We start from the raw sequence: 17,008 nt of genomic DNA on the forward strand, positions 1-17,008 counted from the left end.
CCCTGTGCGCCTTTTTGGTAGTTGGCGCTACCAGAAAGGCGCACGGGGGCGTCAGCCCCTCCGAGCCGCAACGGCCTGCGCCAGACGGTCCAACTGCGCTGCGGTGGTGGACCAGTCGATGCACGCGTCGGTGATCGACTGGCCGTAGGTGAGCTCGTCCGCCTTGCCCAAGGTCAGGTCCTGACGGCCGGCCTCGATGAAACTCTCCAACATGACGCCGGCGATTCCCTGCTCGCCCTCGGTCAGACGTCGGGCAATGTCGTCGAGCACGATGACCTGACGCTCATGGTCCTTGCTGCTGTTACCGTGGCTCGCGTCGATGACCACGCGCTCGGGCAGGTTCGACTTACGCAGGCGGGCAAGGGTGTCCGCGACTGTCTCGGCATCGTAGTTCGGTCCGTCGCTACCGCCACGAAGAATGACATGGCAGTCGGGGTTGCCCGCGGTACGGATCAAGGCAGCCTGGCCGTCGAGGTCCGTTCCGGGGAACACGTGGCTCGCTGCCGCGGCGCGGGTGCCGTCGACGGCTACCTGCACATCACCTTCGGTGGAGTTCTTGATACCGACGGGCATGGACAGCGCGCTGCACAGCTGACGGTGAACCTGACTGGCGGCGGTCCGGGCGCCGATCGCACCGTAGCTGACCAGGTCGGCAATGTACTGAGGCATGATCGGATCAAGGAACTCGCAGCCGACAGGCAGGCCCAGGCTCGACACGTCGAGAAGCAACTTGCGGCCGATACCGAGTCCGGTGTTGATGTCGAACGTGCCGTCGAGGTGGGGATCGTTGAGCAGGCCCTTCCACCCGAGTGTGGTGCGCGGCTTTTCGAAGTAGACGCGCATGACGATGTGCAGATCGTCCCGCAGTTCGTCGGCCTTGGCGGCCAACCGGCGGGCGTAGTCCATCGCCGCTTCCGGATCGTGCACAGAGCACGGACCGACTACGACGATCAAACGATCGTCGTCACCGTTGAGGATGTTGATGGTGTCGGCCCGACCGGTGCGCACAGTGGCGGCGGCGACCTCGTCCGGAGCGTGCTGAGCACGAACAGTCGCCGGTGACACGAGCGGACTGATACTCACAGTGCGCTGATCGTCGAGGCTGTCCGAAGCTGTGGTGGTGTCGATGGTGACAGTCATGGGGTTTTCGGTTTCCTGTTCTCAGGCCGACCCCAGAGATGAAGAGAAACTCCAGCGAGCCGGTCTGTAGTCCGGCTCTTGGGTGGAGGTTGTCAGCGCGTGGTTACGCCGGCAGGCCCACCCGGGGCCGGCCTGCTAAACCAGAAATAGACGCGCTGCATGTCGGCCACGATACCTCGAGTTCGGATCAGATGGGCGCGCCCCTCCACGACGAGCCGAATCCGAGGGGAGCGTCCCGTGGCACGAATCCGTGACGAATGGCCAAATCCGCTGAGCGATTGGCGCTTTCGAGCAAGGCTCCGGCTACGGAATTCGAATACGTTGGTCAGGCACCTGCCAATGCCCGGAACATCAGATGGAGCTGCGCCTTCTCATGCCTGTGATCGAATCGACCGAAACCTTCCACCCGACGGTGTCCCCTTTTGCGACCGATACCCCCTTGCAGTCGACAAGAGATGTGGACGGCGAGTTCACCCGTCTGATCGATTCCTTGACACGACGCGGATTCCTGGCCGGTGCGGCGGCGCTCGGTGCACTAGGCGCGCTCTCTGCATGTTCGAGCGAATCCAGCGGCACCGAAGCCTCGGACGAGTGGGTCGACATCGTCGTCGCGGACCAGGCCTACCGCCTGCCGCGGGACCCCAAGCGTGTCGTGGTGCTCGAAGCCCGCGGGGCCCTCGATTTTGCACTACTTGCCGAGTACCCGATCGTCGCGACCAATTGGGATCCGAAGTCTCAACTCATGCGCCAGGTACCCGCCGGCGCGGCTCGCCTCGGTGGGACGAACAACGAACCGAATGCCGAATCGATACTGAGCCACGACCCCGATCTTTTGGTCGTCGGGAAAGGCTGGTGGAATTACTACCAGGACAAGGGCCTGCTCGGCACTGACATCGCACCGGTGCTCGTCGTCGACGAGGGCACGACGGGCTCGTCGTGGAAGCAGGCCATGACCGCGCAGCTCACGGCTCTCGATCGCCGCGAAGTCGCCGAACGCGTCATCGCCCGATACAACGCCGAACTTGCACAAGCGCGGGCCAAGATCGGTGGTCTCCTCGAAGGCAAGTCGATTGCGATCGCCGGCGCAGACAGCGGTCAGATCTGGCTGCAGAACAACACGTTCGCCGTCTCGGTTGCGCAGGACCTCGGCTTGAACGTCTTGACCGACGCTGCCCATGCCGCACCTGATCGGAAGGATTCGACTTTCTACAGCCTCGAGGAGCTTGCGATCTTCGACCAGGCCGACTTCGTCTTGCTACAGAACCCCGACGCTGTTGAAGCCGAGTCGCCCACGTGGAAACGAGTCCGCGCTGTCCAGGACGGCCATGTCGGGCATCTGCGATACGACCTCAACAACGGCCTCGCTCTGACTGCGATGGCCCTGGCCGCTGACATCGCCGAGCAGGTACAGGTCATGCGCTGACGTCTTCGGCATCGCCTTCCGAATCAGAAATCAACCGGATTCTCTGTCATACGAACAGTCGATACTGACTCACTCGGAAACGGATTATGTTGTCACCTGCCCGTGCTCTTCGCACGTCAGAGGGTGTTTCTCCGAACGCCCTGTTTCTCCGAACGCTAGGTGACCAATGACGCAGAACCCGTACTACGGCCAGCAACAACCGGTCGGCCCTCCGCCGGACAACAATCTGGTCTGGGCGATTCTCGTGACAGTGTTCTGCTGCCTCCCGCTCGGCATCGTCTCGATCGTCAAATCAAGCCAGGTCAACACTTTGTGGGCGCAAGGTCAGTTCGACGCTGCGCGAAAATCAGCTGACGATGCCAAGAAGTTCGCCTTGTGGTCAGTCGGCGCAGGTGTTGCCGTCGCTGTTCTGTACTTCCTTTTTGTCGTCGTCCTTGCCGGATCGAGTTCCCTGTGACCGCCGACGCCGACCGGCGACACTGATCGACGGCCAAACACCGAACTGCAATGACACCGAATTGTGGTGACACCGAGAACGATGACATATCACGACTCGCCGCACTGAAGGCGCCAGCGGCAGTTGCGTTCACGGCAATTGCGCTGTGCGCCTTCATCTCCTGGAGTGACCCCACCACACCTGGTGGGGTCATTCCCGTTTGTCCGACCAAAGCGCTGTTCAACGTCAATTGTCCCGGTTGCGGTAGCACTCGGATGGTGTACAGCCTCATCCACGGCGATTTCGGTGCAGCGATGCGTTTCAATGCCTTTGGCCTCGTGATGCTGCTTGCACTGGCGTTCACGTACGTCTCGTGGACGACCGCCCGCACCCGTGGAAGACCCGTCGTGCTCTGGCATCAGTTGCGCTGGTCACCGGCTGTGATCTTGACACTCGTGTTGATCTGGACGACGGTCCGCATAGCCCCGATCCCGATATTTGCCAGTCTCCGCGTCTAGGCCGGATCTCCTCACGCGTCCAAACGGAATACACCTCGCACCTGGCGTACGCCGTTGATCTGCACCTCGACGGCATGTTCGCCGGCGTAGTACTTCCGGGTGCTGATCGGTTTGAAGGAATGCCTCTTCGCGATACGGGCCGGCACCCCGGGTTCCAGCGTTCGTGTTGTCAGTTTGAAGACCTTGGGCGTCGTGGTCCCGTTGGCCTTCACGTGGTGGACGATGTAATCGATCACGACGGTGACGGACTCGCTGCCATTGTTCGTGACGGCGAAGTCGAAGGTGAGTTCTCCACCCGCATCAACTGTTTCGCGGTCGATGACGAACCCCTCGACCACGACGTCGGTGGGCGGCGAGAACCCCAAGAGGGACAGAGCATCTGGATTGCCGGCCTTGATCAACGTCCGCAATGCATGTTTGACGATTTTCAGTGTGTTGGCATCCGGTGTCTGCAGCCAACGCTTCGCAGTCGATACTGCGAGCGCAGCGTCAGCACGACTGAGATCGTTGAGATGGTTTGCGACCGAACGTCGTACATATTCCGAATCATCCCGATACAGCTCGTCGAGAATGACGATTGTCGACTCGGGACGCGCCGTCAATTCTTTCACTCGTCTTCCCCAGGGCAAACGAGTACGAGTGCCTTCGGTCGCCAAGCGCCGGACGTGTTCGTCTTCATGGCCGGTCCAGGTGAGTGCGATCGCCAGCGAACGGTCAAGGTTCGTTTCGAGAAATGTGCGAATTGCGAATTCGGCCGTCAGACGCGACGTCAACTCGGCAAGCAGAGCCATTCCCTCGTCGAAATCCGACTCGGAGCCACTTCGTGTCGCCGTGACGGCGACGGCTTCGGTCACCGGCCAGATCATCCAACCGGTGAAGGTCTCTTCTGAAAGCGCACGGCGGATGATCTCGGCGAAGGCCGGAAGATCCTGAGGCAGTTCGGCAGTCATCGCGTCCCGCACAACGCGCGTACGTTCGCCGAGACTCATACCGTCGAATTCGGATGTACTACCCCGAACGAGGGCGAGGTGTGTGTGACCGGAGGCTCGCTCGAGGCAGCCTGCCAGATCGGCGACGACGGATTTCCCGAGCAGTTCGTCAGCGGTGGGCATCAGGGGCACACCGTGAGAGCGGAAATCCGATCACCGTCGAGAGTGAAATGGTGATGTAACTGGACGGGGCTTCCGGGAAAATCACCCTCGACCTTCACCGACACGACAACGGCCGAGCCTGGGGTGTTGACCGACTCGATCTTCTGGGTGAAGGTGAACGCCGTCGACACGGCGGACTTCCACGCCACGATTTCTTCGATCCCGACATACGTCCGGCCGTCGTCACGAACCACTGCGTCTTCGGTGAAAACGCCGCGGACGTCGCCGCCGTCGAAATACGCGCGCGCTGCGCCTGGCACCTTCGCTGAGTCGATCATTCGCGAAGAGTACTGCTGGGGTCCGACAGGTTCGGCGAACTCACTGCCCGAGCAGACGCCGCCAACTGAATCTCCATCAACAGCCTGGCCGACGGCTCGGAGAGGTCGGTATCCGTGATCTCCTCGACCCTCTTGATCCGATACCTGAGGGTGTTCGGGTGAATCCGAAGCTGCTCGGATGCACGTCGGACATCGCCCGAATGTGCGAGGTAAACGGAGATGCTTTCGCGCATGTTCGACCCGTTGCGTCTGTCGTAGACGTCCAGGGCGTCGACTCTCGGATCGTGCAGTTGCTCGTCGGCCGCAATGGTGTCCATGATTTCGCCCAGCAGCACCGGTGTGCGCGAGTCCGCGAGGGTGGTCACACGAACATCCCCCGACGTTCCGTCCAAGACCCGATCCACTTCGGCCCGAGCCTGGGCCACCTCCGCAAGCGTCGAAACCGGCGACGAGACCGCGGCCCGTAGCCCCGAAGGCGACACCTTGTCCAAACGCGCGACAACTTCGCGGGTCCACGAGACTGTGGATTTCACGGATTGGGTTCGCGGAAACAGCACATAGATCCGGGTGCCGACGGTACTCACCAGCGATTCACGCTGAAAGGCGCTGGCGTGCAGTCGCAAAGACGACACGAGTTCGCCCGAAGACGGCAGCCCACCGTTTCCGATACTCGCCACTCCGACCACCATCGCCGGTCCGGACATCGGGATGGTCAACGAGGCCGCGAGCGAAGGAACGTCGACACCGCCGCCGCGAACCCCGAGCAACCGCTGAATCTGTATCGCCTCGTTACTCGGCGCGTCTCGGATGCGCGAAATCAGCCGAGCAGCAACGGCCGCGGCACCGCGGAGCACGCTGTCGGCATCGCCGGCAATGGGAACCGGGCCTTCCTGCACCCAGATCGTGCCGAGAAGATCAGAGCTGAAACCGCTCTCCCCCTTGACATTGTCGGATATTCTCCGAATCGGAACCACCAACCGTCGCCTGATCGCAAGGTCGTCGTGAGCGGGCACCTCCACTACGTCGTCACTTCGCCGCAGGCTTTCGAAGACGCCCCACTCCTGTAGCTTTCTGAGGTATTCGCGAGGTCCTTCGCGGCCGAGGATTGATTGCCGACGTAGCTCGTCCGCAGCATCTCCCGATGCCGAATAGGCCAAGACGTGGGAATGCTCGTCCTCGATGCTGACCATCCCCCGCGTGATTGCGGCGACGTTCTGCGCCAGCTCGAACAAGTCTGTGTCACTACCGAATACGATGTCGTCCGAATCCTGTCGGGACACCGAATGATCGAGCACGCCCCGGATGGTCGTGAACAATCGATCCCAACGAGCATCCGGATGGACCGCTATCAAGGCGATCCCGGCGCGCTGTGCCGCCGCACGCACCGACGTGTCCGAGACCTCCTTCGACATGACGGCCCGAGGCGCTGATCCCTTCTGATCGAGGCGGTTCAGCCAGGCCGCCAATTCGGCTGCGCCGATACCGACAGCGAGCCAGAGCTCAGAGGATTCGACGGCCGCGGTTCTGGGGCGCGTGAGGTCCCCGACCTCTGCGAACACCACGGAGTCGACGAAGACGTCATCACCTGACGGCGCGAGGACGAGCTCGACAAAAGCTCCGCCCAGCGCCCGAAGGACCGCGTCGAGCCTGACCCCACGGATAGACACGTACCACCCACTCTCCGGACCGTCGCAATGCCTCAACTTCGAGAATAGTGCATTTTCCTGCGAAAACGGTTCAGCCGATCGGACAAACACGGACACCGATGTTTGGCCGCTCAGCGGATTACTCGCCGACGTCTTTCGACTTGACTGGTTCACGACACGACAACTGCCCACTCCTGAGTCTGCCGAAGGATCGTCATGGACGCCGTTACCAATGTCCCCCACCCAGCCAACGAACCGGTGAACAATTACGCGCCGGGAAGCCCGGAACGATCGCGCCTCCGTACGAAACTGACCGAACTGGCCGAATCGCCGACCGACATCAGGCAGGTCATCGGCGGCATCCACCGAACTGCGGAAGGTAAGCGAGAGAGCGTTGTTCAACCACACCGTCACAGTTCGGTGCTCGGATCGTATGCGGGCGCAACGCACTCGGATGTTCGTGATGCCATCGACGCCGCTACACTCGCCGCCCCGGCCTGGCGCGACCTCTCGTTCGACGACCGCGCTGCGGTCTTCCTCCGCGCCGCCGATCTACTTTCCGGCCCGTGGCGCGAAACCATCGCCGCCGCAACAATGCTCGGCCAGTCGAAGACCGCATACCAGGCCGAGATCGACGCGCCCTGCGAACTGATCGACTTCTGGCGTTTCAACGTCGCGTTCGCACGTCAGATACTCGCCGACCAACCCGTTTCCGCTCCGGGAGTGTGGAATCGCGTCGAATATCGTCCACTCGAAGGTTTCGTCTACGCGATCACTCCCTTCAATTTCACCGCCATCGCCGGAAATCTCCCCACAGCACCGGCCCTGATGGGCAACACCGTGATCTGGAAGCCGTCACCGACGCAGGCCGTCGCGGCGTACCTGACAATGCAACTACTCGAAGCTGCCGGCCTCCCGCCCGGAGTGATCAATCTTGTTCTCGGCGACGGCCCCTTGGTGTCCGAGGTCGCGCTTGCCGACCCCCGACTGGCGGGTATCCACTTCACCGGATCCACCGCAACGTTCCAGCGTTTGTGGCGTGAGGTCGGAGCCAACATCTCGAACTACCGGACGTATCCGCGTCTCGTCGGCGAAACCGGCGGCAAGGATTTTGTACTCGCACACAGTTCCGCTGACCCGGACGTACTCACGACGGCATTGATTCGCGGGGCCTTCGACTACCAGGGCCAGAAATGTTCGGCCGCATCACGGGCGTTCATCCCGAAGTCGGTGTGGGCCAAGATGGGCGACACGTTCATCGACACTGTGTCGACGCTGAAGTACGGAGACGTCACCGACCTGACGAACTTCGGCGGCGCCGTCATCGACCAACGTTCGTTCGACCGAAACGCCGCCGCGATCGTCCGCGCCAAGTCGACCAGCAGCCTCACCATCGCAGCAGGCGGCGACTACGACGACCGTGAAGGATTCTTCATCTCACCGACGGTCCTACTCGGTGACGACCCGAGCGACGAAGCCTTCAGCACCGAGTACTTCGGTCCCATCCTTTCGCTTCACGTCTACGACGACTCCGCACCGAATGCCTACGCCGACATCCTCGCGCGCGTCGACAGCGGATCCGCTTACGCCCTGACCGGCGCCGTGATCGCCACCGACCGTGCGGCCGTCGATCAAGCTCATCATGGTCTGCGGTTCGCCGCCGGAAACTTCTACGTCAACGACAAGCCGACGGGAGCGGTAGTCGGACAACAACCCTTCGGAGGTGCGCGGGCTTCCGGTACCAACGACAAGGCCGGTTCGCCGCAGAATCTGCTCCGTTGGGCGTCGACACGCACCGTCAAGGAAACCTTCGTTCCTCCCACCGATCATCGTTACCCCCACCAGGACGTCGATCCAGCCGAGAGCGAGAACCGTTGATGAGTGCCGTCTCGCTGAGCAACCCACTGCGCCCGGTACTCCTCGCGGCGGCACGCTCGTCGCGACTGGAGAAGACAGTCTCCGGGATGACCTTGACCCGCAAGCTTGTAGACAGGTTCGTCGCCGGGGACGCGGAACCCGCAGCGATGTCAGCGGTGCGCAACATCCTCACCAGTGGCCGGTTCGTGACGGTCGACTACCTCGGCGAGGACACCACCGATCCGGCTCAGGCAACAGCTACCGTCGACGCCTATCTCTCCCTTCTCCGCTCGTACGCAACGCTTTCCGAGATTGCCGGGACGCAACACTCCCTGGAGGTTTCGCTCAAGCTCTCCGCGTTGGGGCAGTCACTTCCCGGTGACGGCGAGAAGATCGCCCTGGCGAACGCTCACCGAATCGTCACAGCGGCAGACGAAGTGGGCGCGTGGGTCACCGTCGATGCGGAGGATCACACCACCACCGACTCGACACTGTCCATCGTCGAAGAGTTGCGCCGCGACTTCCCGACGCTCGGCACGGTCCTGCAGGCGTACCTACACCGCACCGAGGCCGACTGCCGGCACTTCTCCGGATCAGGTTCACGAATTCGGCTGTGCAAGGGTGCATACAAGGAACCGGCCGGCGTCGCGTTCCAAAAGGCCGCCGAAGTCGACGCGTCGTACGTGCGTTGCCTGAAGGTCTTGATGGAAGGTGACGGATACCCGATGGTGGCCTCCCACGATCCCACCATGATCGACGCCGCCCTCGGACTCGCCACACTGACCGAGCGGACAGCCGCGGATTTCGAGTTCCAGATGCTCTTCGGCATCCGCGACGGCGAACAACGCAGATTGGTAGCCGAAGGCAATCACCTGCGGGTCTACGTTCCCTACGGCAGCCAGTGGTACGGCTACTTCATGCGTCGCCTCGCGGAAAGACCGGCCAACCTCATGTTCTTCATGCGCTCACTCGCTTCCAACAACTAGACACCGGAAACCGGTGGCAGCGGTGGCAACTCGAGGTTCTCGCGAAAGGTATCGCCGACGTAGTCGGATCCCACGATTCCGCGCTTGCGCAGCTCCGGCAGCAGCCCGTTCGTGACGAAATCGCGTGTACGCGGATCCGCAAGGTCACCGAGCGTGATGACGTCGAGTACGCCCGCGTCGTATCGTTCCTCGATCGCGTCCGCGAGCTGTTCCGGGGTGCCCGCCGCTGCCCAGTGGCCGGTGTCCTTGGACGCGATGATCAACTCACGCAGAGTCTTTCCTTGTGATGCGAGCTTGCCGAAGATCTCGACCCGGCCCCGCCGTCGATTCACCGACGACGGGTCCGGCAACAACGACTCCGGGATCGGCCGATCCAGCGGCAATTCCGAGAAATCCACGCCGCCGCCGAACATATCGGCAAGCCTGGTGCGTCCGGCGTCGAAGTCCGTCGATTCCTCGGCTTCTCTGACCAATCGTTCGACTTCGGCTTCGGTATCGCCGTACGTTGCGTGGAACGAGCTGAAAATCAGTGGCAGTTCGTCCCCACGCCCCAACTCTGCCGCCCTGGCGCGGATCGTCTTCGTGTAGGTGACCGCGTCCTCGAAGGTTGCGAGAGAAGTGAATACGACCTCGGCGAAGCGAGCACCCAGTTCGATACCTCCGGCAGATTGGCCTGCCTGGAATTGGACCGGACGACGCTGCGGCAGGGATGGAATGTTCAACGGCCCCTGCACGGTGAAGTACTTGCCTCGGTGCTCGATGGGGACCACCCTCGACGGATCCAGCACCGCAGAGCCCTCTCCCCGGATCAAGGCGCCGGGCTTCCAGCTGTCGAAGAGCGCGTTGACCACCTCGAGCGATTCGGCCGCTCGGGCGTACCGCTCCTCCGGACTCGGCAGGTCCAGGTCGCTGTAGTTCTCTTCTCCGAGTGAGGAAGTGACGGCATTCCATGCGGCTCGACCATTGCTGACGTGGTCCAGGGTGCCGAACAACCGTGCCAGGTTGAATGGGTGATGAAACGTCGTCGTGACGGTGGCGATGAGCCCCACATGGGTGGTGACCGCACTCAGCGCGGCAAGGAAGATCAACGGCTCCTGCGCACCGATCGCGCCCTGCGCACCAAAACTCAGCAGGTCGGCGGCAAACAGTCCGTCGATCTTGTTCGCCTCGGCCGTCTTTGCGACGTCGATCGCGGACGCGACCGTCGAAGTCGTCGGATCGATCGCGGCGTCGTAGATACTCACCGCCCCGCTGACACCGGTCACCGTCTTGAGTGGACGCCTACGACCGGCCACCGACCATCCTCCTGGCTTCGCGAAATCTGTTCCGAATTCACAACGCTAGACCGATCCTGGCTCCCGACAAGGTATTCACTCAGCCTGGTTCTATCCCTCCGAACGCCGCTTGGTCACGCCCCGGATTTACGGGCACGATAGGCGGCGACGTGCGCCCTGTTCCCACAGTTCCCGGTGTCGCAGTATCGCTTCGAACGATTGCGCGACAAATCCACGAAGACCGCTTCGCAGTCCGGGGCCTCGCACCATCGCAACCTCGAGAATTCGTCGGTTCGGATCAGATCGAGCACACCCATCGCCGCTTCTGCGGCCATCCGGTCCACCAGTGGCGAATCGTCAGCGGTGACGTGCAGGTGCCAGCCGAGGTCGTCGTGCCTGGTGAGCCGCGGCCTCGCGCCCGATTCGAGTAGCAGTGTGTTCACCACCTCGACGGCGTCGTCCACTCCCGCGGCTTCCCAGAACTTTCGCAGTCGTGGACGCAGCGCACGAACCGCCGTCAATTCCTCCGGTGTGCCGTCCCGCCTGCCGGTCCAGCGATCCGCGTCGAGAAACCGTGTCAGCTCCTCTTGATCCGGAAGCAGTTCGGCCCCGCCGCGGGCCGTGTTGACCAACGACGCGGCGAAGACGAGCGCCGATTCCGTGTCACCAGCAAAATGCACTTTGACTCCTGAGCCGTATCAACCTAATGTCAGCATCGTAATCGCTTTTACTCCTGACGGGTGACGACGTGAACTCTCGCAACGGCTTGATCTTCGCTCTGCTGTCCGCGGCAACGTTCGGCGTATCGGGCCCGTTCGCGAAATCTCTCATCGAATCAGGGTGGTCCCCCGGCGGCGCAGTGTTCGCGCGCGTTGCCGGCGGCGCACTGGTGATGATGGTGATCGCCGTAGCCACCCAATGGCCTCGCCTACGACAGGTGAGCACCCACACGCGAACGGTACTGCTGTACGGGGTGTTCGCGATCTCGGGCGTTCAACTGTGCTTCTTCAATGCCGTGCAACATCTTTCGGTCGGCGTCGCATTGCTTCTCGAGTACCTTGCACCGATCATCGTCATCGGGTGGGTGTGGATAACCAAGGGCGCGCGTCCGAGCGTGCAGACGCTTCTCGGTGCGGCGGTGGCCTTGATCGGCGCCGCCGTGGTGATCGACGTCTTCGGATCGGCAGAGATCAGTGCCGTCGGAGTCGCCTGGGGACTGGCCGCCGCGGCATGCCTTGCAGTCTATTTCGTCATTTCCGAACGTGCGGACGGTGATCTCCATCCAGTTGTGCTCGCGGCATCGGGGCTCACGGTCAGTGCGGTGGTCATCGGCGCGCTCGGACTCGTAGGCGTCCTCCCCCTCCAGTTCTCGGCCTCGAACGCAGTCGTGGCAGACCATTCGGTGAACGTGTGGCTGCCGGTGGTGGTCCTGGTCCTGGTCAGCACTGTCATTGCCTATCTCACCGGCATCGCCGCGATCACGCTGCTGGGGCCGACAATCGGGTCTCTGGTAGCGCTGACCGAAGTGCTGTGCGCGGTCGTCGCCGCGTGGATCCTGGTCGGGGAATCCGTCACCGCACTCCAAGCTATAGGTGGCGCAGCAATCATCGCGGGGTTGGTCCTCGCGCGCCTCGGCCAGGTTGCACCGAAACAGATACCGGCCGACCCGATGACAAATGTCATGGCAGAAGAATGACGGACGGACGAGGGATCACGACCTCGAAGCGAGCAGATTCTATGTATGACCTCAACACAGGCACGGCATTCACCACAGGCACTGCACACACTCACTGAAGGATCGGCACACGACGCCGTCCGGTTGACCGGACTTCGCAAGAGTTTCGGAACCGTCGACGCCGTCAAAGGTATCGACCTGAGCATCCGCCCCGGCGAGATCGTCGCGTTCCTCGGCCCGAACGGCGCAGGCAAGACGACAACCATCGACATGATCCTCGGCCTGTCCCGGCCGACGTCAGGCGAGGTGAGCGTCTTCGGAATGTCACCTCGATCGGCGATTGCCCGCGGACTCGTCTCGGCAGTCATGCAGACCGGCGGACTACTGAAAGAGCTGACGGTTGCCGAGACGGTGCAGCTGACCGCCAGCCTGTACTCCCAATCCCGTCCGGTCGACGAAGTGCTGGGGAGAGCCGGAATCCTCGACATCTCCGATCGCCTGGTCAGCAAATGCTCAGGCGGACAACAACAGCGGTTGCGATTTGCGATGGCGTTGCTGTCGAACCCGCAATTGCTCATTCTCGACGAGCCCACCACCGGTATGGACGTCGAAGGGCGTCGGGACTTTTGGTCCGCCATCCGCGCCGACGCAGATCACGGTCGCACTGTGCTTTTTGCGACGCACTACCTCGAAGAGGCCGATGTCTACGCCGACCGCATCATCCTGGTCAGGCAAGGCACCGTGGTCGCAGACGGGACCACCGCCGAGGTCAAGGCGATGGCGTCCGGGCGCACCCTGCGCGCGACTGTTCCAGGCATCACCGACGAACTCCTGCGAGCCATACCGAACTCCGACGCCGTCGAGGTGCGCGGTGAGTCGCTGCTCGTGCACTCGGGCGACACCGATGCCGTTGCACGGTTCCTGTTGACCAATACGCAGGCTCGCGATCTCGAAATCGTCTCGCGTGGCCTCGAAGACGCATTCATCGCACTCACGTCGAACAACTCCGAAGGACAGAAGTGATGACCACTGCAACCGAAGCGAATACCTACGGAGCCGAGCGAACCGTCGTACCTCTCGGCGGATTCAACACGACGCTACTGCGACTGGAATTTCGTCGCCTGACTCGCAACCGGCGCACGATGATCTTCACGCTCGTCATGCCGGTTGTCTTCTTCCTCGTCTTCGGTCTCGGTCAAGGCGACGACGACCACGGGATCGGGCACGGCAATGTCGCCGCGTACATCATGATCAGCATGGCCCTGTACGGCGCGATGCTGGCCACCACCAGCGGCGGCGCGATGGTCTCGATCGAACGAGCGTCCGGGTGGAGCCGACAACTTCGGCTGACTCCCCTGACCCCGGTCGCCTACATCGCCGTCAAACTGATCATGGCGATGCTGCTCGGTCTCGTCTCGATTCTCGTGGTCTACGTCGTCGGCGCGTTCACCTCGGCGCAGATGGACGGATCACTCTGGTTCACAACGGCATTGATCGCCTGGCTGGGATCGTCGATCTTCGCGGCCTTCGGCCTGTTCATGGGGTACCTACTCCCCAGTGAGAACGTCATGCAGTTGCTCGGACCGGGACTGGCTCTGCTCGCATTCGGCGGCGGACTCTTCGTACCACTCACCGACGGTTCCGTATGGGCGACCATCGCACAGTTCACCCCGATGTTCGGCATCAACGCCCTCGCCCACTCACCGTTGACGGGCAATAGCATTCACTGGACCTGGATCGTCAATATCCTGGTGTGGTTCGCCATCTTCGCCGGCGGAGCGATCTGGCGGTTCCAACGAGATACGGAGCGTGTGTAGTTGTCGCAAACGACTGACCGAGAAGATTCCGTCGCGCTCCCGCGGCGGAATCGTTTCGGCGTTCTCTTCGCGGCGGTCTGGATGGTATTTCTCGGCGGGCCGCTGATCGAGGGATGGAATCTGCGCGACGAACTGCGCGGCTGGACAGGGATTCTCGCGACGGTCGCCTTCAGTGCGCTCTATCTCTACACGTTCGCCACAACGCAGCAGCGGCGTCGAATGACAATGACTCGGCCGACGATTCGCGAAGCTGCACTGGCTCTGTCCGCCTTGACCGCGTTGGCCGCCGTGATGATCGTGAGCGTCGGGCCGACAGGTTTGGCAGCAGCACCGTACCTCGCGGTGACAGCGGTGACACTGTTGCCGACCGTCGCCGGCGGCATTCTCGCCTTGGTGTTCGCGGCCTCCGTGGAGATAGTCAGCCTCTCGTCCGGATGGGGGAACTACTCCGGACTCTCACTCGGAGTCTGCGCGGCCGCGTTCGCGACCTGGGGAATCATGTCCCTGATCAGCCGCAACTTCGCCATACTCCATGAACGCGAAGAGCAGGAGCGGCGGGCAATCATGGAGGAGCGAACGAGGATGGCGCGCGATCTGCACGACATCCTCGGGCACTCGCTGACCGTCATCACGATCAAAGCCGAACTGGCCAATCGCCTACTCGATGTCGATATCGAACGTGCGCGCAACGAACTCGACGACCTCGAAAGACTTTCTCGTGACGCGTTGGCAGACGTGCGCTCGGCCGTCGAAGGATTTCGTGGGATTTCGCTACCCGTCGAGATAGCCCGAGCGCGAGAGGCTTTGCGTGCGGCAGGTATCGAAGACGACGTGCCGAGCAGCACCGACATGGTTCCCACGCGTCTTCGGGAACTCTTTGCATGGACGATCCGTGAGGGCGTCACCAACGTCGTTCGACACAGCGGTGCGACCCACTGCCGGATCACGGTCGACGAGAATAGTGCGTCGGTCGTCGACGACGGACGAGGGGCCGAGTCGACGTCTTCCGGAAACGGTCTGATCGGATTGCGCGAGCGCGCCGGAGCGTCGGGCGCACGAGTGATCATCACTCATCCCCAGCCGCAGGGGTTTGCACTTCAGGTAGTCGAACAGGAGACAGAGTGAACAGCCAGGGCGATCGAGCAACCATACGGCTGCTCTTGGCGGACGATCAGGCGCTCGTGCGAGGAGCTTTGGCCGCGCTGCTCGATCTGGAATCCGACCTGTCCGTGGTGGCCGAGGTCGGTCGCGGCGACGAGGTGGTGTCCGCCGTTCTCGAACACCGCCCGGACGTCGCGCTTCTGGACGTCGAGATGCCCGGCATGGACGGAATCGCCGCGACGGCGGCCCTTCGCGAGGCAGCGCCCGACACCCGGGTTCTGATCGTCACCACGTTCGGCCGTCCCGGATTTCTTCGTAAAGCCCTGCACGCCGGGGCCGGCGGGTTCGTCGTCAAGGACACCCCCGCCAGGCAGCTTGCCGACGCGGTCAGGCGTGTCCACGCCGGACTGCGCGTCGTCGATCCTACCCTTGCGGCCGACAGCCTCGTCAGCGGCGAGTCGCCCCTGACGGAGCGTGAGACCCAAGTACTGCGCGCCGCTCACGACGGCGCACCCGTGGCAGCCATCGCAGGGGCGCTCTTCCTGTCTGCCGGGACAGTTCGAAATCATCTGTCATCCGCGATGGGTAAGACGGGTGCGTCGACGCGCGCGGAAGCCGTCAGAATCGCCGAGTCGAACGGCTGGCTCTGATCCGCGCGTCTGGAATCGCCTTCCCCGGCAAATAGTTCGCCGTTCGATTCGTGATGGCGATTTGTCCAGATCACTCAAAGTAGGGACCTTCTACCCTAGGGATTTTCCCTGCAAACGACCGCTTCGCGAGAATCCGAAACAGCTAATCGTTCGATACCTGGCTATGATGCAGTTAATTGAACCGACGGAGCCTGTGCGTAGCGGGGGAAGGGACGTCTCATGTCGAACCAGTTCAACGATCGCTTGAACTCGCTGTTCGAGACTGCCGACTTTCACGTCACCAACGCGATGGTCGTTCGCGGCATGACCGAGTTCGGCTGCCGTATCTCCACGCCGTACCTGTCGCAACTGCGCACCGGCGTCCGAACCAATCCGTCACCCGAAGTGGTTGCCGCCCTCGCCCACTTCTTCAACGTCCATCCGGACTACTTCTACGCCCCGTCCGATCACACTCCGCCCGCGATCTCAGGTGGCGAGGCAGACCTCTCCCTCCTCGAACAGCTGCACAACGTGCGCCTGCGGAACCTCACCTCCCGTGTCGTCGACCTCTCACCGTCTTCACAGGATCTGCTTGTCGAAATGGCGGAGAATCTACGTTCCTCCGAAAATCTTCCGCGCGTACCACCGGACTCGAATTCCTACATGTCACGCGCATAGCGCCCTTCGCCGACTCTCCTTGACTGCTCAGGGAGGGTTGGCCTTATGCTGGTCGATGCAGCTGGTTCGCCCGGCACGGTCATGAGGAGCCCCGAAGACCGGTCCCGGCGTCGAAGCTCCGTCAGCGCAAGCTGTCGGGGTGAGAGGGAACCCGGTGAAAATCCGGGACTGTCCCGCAGCGGTAAGCAGGAACGACCGCCGTTCATGTGCACTGGGCATCCGCCTGGGAAGCGACGGCCAGTAGGTTCGATCCAACTCGATCGAGTGCCCGCGAGTCCGAAGACCTGCCGACTGTGTCGGGCACGCCGTGCCCGACGGTCCACCGCCTCGTGGAATGGGCGTGTAGATCTCCATCGGACCTCGTGTGCGGTGCGGGCAGTGCTGCCCGCTGAAACTCGG

Annotated in this window: 17 protein-coding genes and 1 riboswitch; of the genes, 11 read left to right on the forward strand and 6 right to left on the reverse strand. The window is 62.5% G+C overall.

Annotation, left to right across the window (positions count from 1 at the left end; translation table 11 throughout):
- Positions 1-51: 51 nt before the first annotated feature.
- Entirely contained in the window at positions 52-1,140 is a 1,089-nt protein-coding gene (locus RA302_RS22970) for a 3-deoxy-7-phosphoheptulonate synthase (protein ID WP_030535319.1), read from the reverse strand.
- Positions 1,141-1,513: 373 nt separating this feature from the next.
- Here RA302_RS22970 and RA302_RS22975 point away from each other — a divergent pair, with 373 nt between their 5' ends.
- The 3 genes from RA302_RS22975 to RA302_RS22985 all read left to right on the forward strand — a co-directional run bounded on the left by RA302_RS22975 (position 1,514) and on the right by RA302_RS22985 (position 3,517).
- Complete coding sequence (locus tag RA302_RS22975) at positions 1,514-2,563, forward strand: ABC transporter substrate-binding protein (RefSeq protein WP_037125863.1); 1,050 nt, start codon at positions 1,514-1,516, stop codon at positions 2,561-2,563.
- Positions 2,564-2,729: 166 nt separating this feature from the next.
- Entirely contained in the window at positions 2,730-3,020 is a 291-nt protein-coding gene (locus RA302_RS22980; RefSeq protein WP_003940575.1) for a CD225/dispanin family protein, read from the forward strand.
- Positions 3,021-3,070: 50 nt separating this feature from the next.
- Complete coding sequence (locus tag RA302_RS22985; protein ID WP_051649551.1) at positions 3,071-3,517, forward strand: DUF2752 domain-containing protein; 447 nt, start codon at positions 3,071-3,073, stop codon at positions 3,515-3,517.
- Between the two features lie 11 nt (positions 3,518-3,528).
- Here RA302_RS22985 and RA302_RS22990 read toward each other — a convergent pair whose 3' ends face one another.
- The 3 genes from RA302_RS22990 to RA302_RS23000 are packed head-to-tail and all read right to left on the reverse strand — an operon-like array spanning position 3,529 to position 6,613.
- Positions 3,529-4,629 (reverse strand): DNA alkylation repair protein, encoded by a 1,101-nt coding sequence (locus RA302_RS22990; RefSeq protein WP_030535316.1) that lies wholly within the window; start codon positions 4,627-4,629, stop codon positions 3,529-3,531.
- Entirely contained in the window at positions 4,629-4,946 is a 318-nt protein-coding gene (locus RA302_RS22995; protein WP_007733586.1) for a nuclear transport factor 2 family protein, read from the reverse strand. Before RA302_RS22995 ends, RA302_RS22990 begins: the two co-directional genes overlap by 1 nt.
- Positions 4,943-6,613, reverse strand: a complete 1,671-nt coding sequence (locus RA302_RS23000; protein WP_030535315.1) for a PucR family transcriptional regulator — start codon at positions 6,611-6,613, stop codon at positions 4,943-4,945. Before RA302_RS23000 ends, RA302_RS22995 begins: the two co-directional genes overlap by 4 nt.
- Before the next feature lie 195 nt (positions 6,614-6,808).
- On the opposite strand from RA302_RS23000, the gene pruA reads away from it, so the two are divergent.
- Both pruA and RA302_RS23010 read left to right on the forward strand, forming a co-directional pair.
- The gene (gene pruA, locus RA302_RS23005; protein ID WP_030535314.1) at positions 6,809-8,470 is read left to right on the forward strand and encodes an L-glutamate gamma-semialdehyde dehydrogenase; all 1,662 of its coding nucleotides are present in this window, start codon (positions 6,809-6,811) and stop codon (positions 8,468-8,470) included.
- A complete protein-coding gene (locus RA302_RS23010; RefSeq protein ID WP_030535313.1) occupies positions 8,470-9,435 on the forward strand; it encodes a proline dehydrogenase family protein in 966 nt (321 codons plus the stop codon). Before pruA ends, RA302_RS23010 begins: the two co-directional genes overlap by 1 nt.
- Here the strand turns inward: RA302_RS23010 and RA302_RS23015 are convergent.
- Together RA302_RS23015 and RA302_RS23020 are read right to left on the reverse strand one after the other, a co-directional pair.
- Entirely contained in the window at positions 9,432-10,730 is a 1,299-nt protein-coding gene (locus RA302_RS23015; protein ID WP_030535312.1) for an NtaA/DmoA family FMN-dependent monooxygenase, read from the reverse strand. The two genes, RA302_RS23010 and RA302_RS23015, sit on opposite strands and share 4 nt — an antisense overlap.
- Positions 10,731-10,843: 113 nt before the next feature.
- Complete coding sequence (locus RA302_RS23020) at positions 10,844-11,389, reverse strand: CGNR zinc finger domain-containing protein (RefSeq protein WP_003939872.1); 546 nt, start codon at positions 11,387-11,389, stop codon at positions 10,844-10,846.
- A 68-nt stretch (positions 11,390-11,457) separates the two neighbouring features.
- On the opposite strand from RA302_RS23020, the gene RA302_RS23025 reads away from it, so the two are divergent.
- From RA302_RS23025 to RA302_RS23050, 6 genes are all read left to right on the forward strand, one after another.
- The gene (locus tag RA302_RS23025) at positions 11,458-12,405 is read left to right on the forward strand and encodes an EamA family transporter (RefSeq protein WP_030535311.1); all 948 of its coding nucleotides are present in this window, start codon (positions 11,458-11,460) and stop codon (positions 12,403-12,405) included.
- 45 nt (positions 12,406-12,450) lie between these two features.
- A complete protein-coding gene (locus tag RA302_RS23030) occupies positions 12,451-13,407 on the forward strand; it encodes an ABC transporter ATP-binding protein (protein ID WP_003940598.1) in 957 nt (318 codons plus the stop codon).
- Positions 13,407-14,201, forward strand: a complete 795-nt coding sequence (locus RA302_RS23035) for an ABC transporter permease (RefSeq protein ID WP_030535310.1) — start codon at positions 13,407-13,409, stop codon at positions 14,199-14,201. Before RA302_RS23030 ends, RA302_RS23035 begins: the two co-directional genes overlap by 1 nt.
- Complete coding sequence (locus RA302_RS23040; protein WP_030535309.1) at positions 14,202-15,326, forward strand: histidine kinase; 1,125 nt, start codon at positions 14,202-14,204, stop codon at positions 15,324-15,326. It abuts the gene before it with no gap.
- Positions 15,323-15,952 (forward strand): response regulator transcription factor, encoded by a 630-nt coding sequence (locus tag RA302_RS23045; protein ID WP_003940330.1) that lies wholly within the window; start codon positions 15,323-15,325, stop codon positions 15,950-15,952. The genes RA302_RS23040 and RA302_RS23045 overlap by 4 nt, the downstream gene beginning before the upstream one ends.
- Positions 15,953-16,171: 219 nt before the next feature.
- Positions 16,172-16,609, forward strand: coding sequence for a helix-turn-helix transcriptional regulator (locus RA302_RS23050; RefSeq protein ID WP_030535308.1), 438 nt, complete (start codon positions 16,172-16,174; stop codon positions 16,607-16,609).
- A 105-nt stretch (positions 16,610-16,714) separates the two neighbouring features.
- Positions 16,715-16,916, forward strand: a riboswitch (cobalamin riboswitch).
- Positions 16,917-17,008: the final 92 nt, after the last annotated feature.

Source organism: Rhodococcus sp. DN22 (genome assembly GCF_036669995.1).
GTDB lineage: Bacteria > Actinomycetota > Actinomycetes > Mycobacteriales > Mycobacteriaceae > Rhodococcus_F > Rhodococcus_F erythropolis.

Bases quoted from the DNA above. Each gene is read 5' to 3' on its own strand.
- RA302_RS23050 (WP_030535308.1), top strand. From the start codon at position 16,172: ATGTCGAACCAGTTCAACGATCGCTTGAACTCGCTGTTCGAGACTGCC.
- pruA (WP_030535314.1), top strand. From the start codon at position 6,809: ATGGACGCCGTTACCAATGTCCCCCACCCAGCCAACGAACCGGTGAAC.
- RA302_RS22995 (WP_007733586.1), bottom strand. From the start codon at position 4,946: ATGATCGACTCAGCGAAGGTGCCAGGCGCAGCGCGCGCGTATTTCGAC.
- RA302_RS22980 (WP_003940575.1), top strand. From the start codon at position 2,730: ATGACGCAGAACCCGTACTACGGCCAGCAACAACCGGTCGGCCCTCCG.
- RA302_RS22975 (WP_037125863.1), top strand. From the start codon at position 1,514: ATGCCTGTGATCGAATCGACCGAAACCTTCCACCCGACGGTGTCCCCT.
- RA302_RS22970 (WP_030535319.1), bottom strand. From the start codon at position 1,140: ATGACTGTCACCATCGACACCACCACAGCTTCGGACAGCCTCGACGAT.
- RA302_RS22985 (WP_051649551.1), top strand. From the start codon at position 3,071: ATGACACCGAATTGTGGTGACACCGAGAACGATGACATATCACGACTC.
- RA302_RS23010 (WP_030535313.1), top strand. From the start codon at position 8,470: ATGAGTGCCGTCTCGCTGAGCAACCCACTGCGCCCGGTACTCCTCGCG.
- RA302_RS23035 (WP_030535310.1), top strand. From the start codon at position 13,407: ATGACCACTGCAACCGAAGCGAATACCTACGGAGCCGAGCGAACCGTC.
- RA302_RS23030 (WP_003940598.1), top strand. From the start codon at position 12,451: ATGACCTCAACACAGGCACGGCATTCACCACAGGCACTGCACACACTC.
- RA302_RS22990 (WP_030535316.1), bottom strand. From the start codon at position 4,629: ATGCCCACCGCTGACGAACTGCTCGGGAAATCCGTCGTCGCCGATCTG.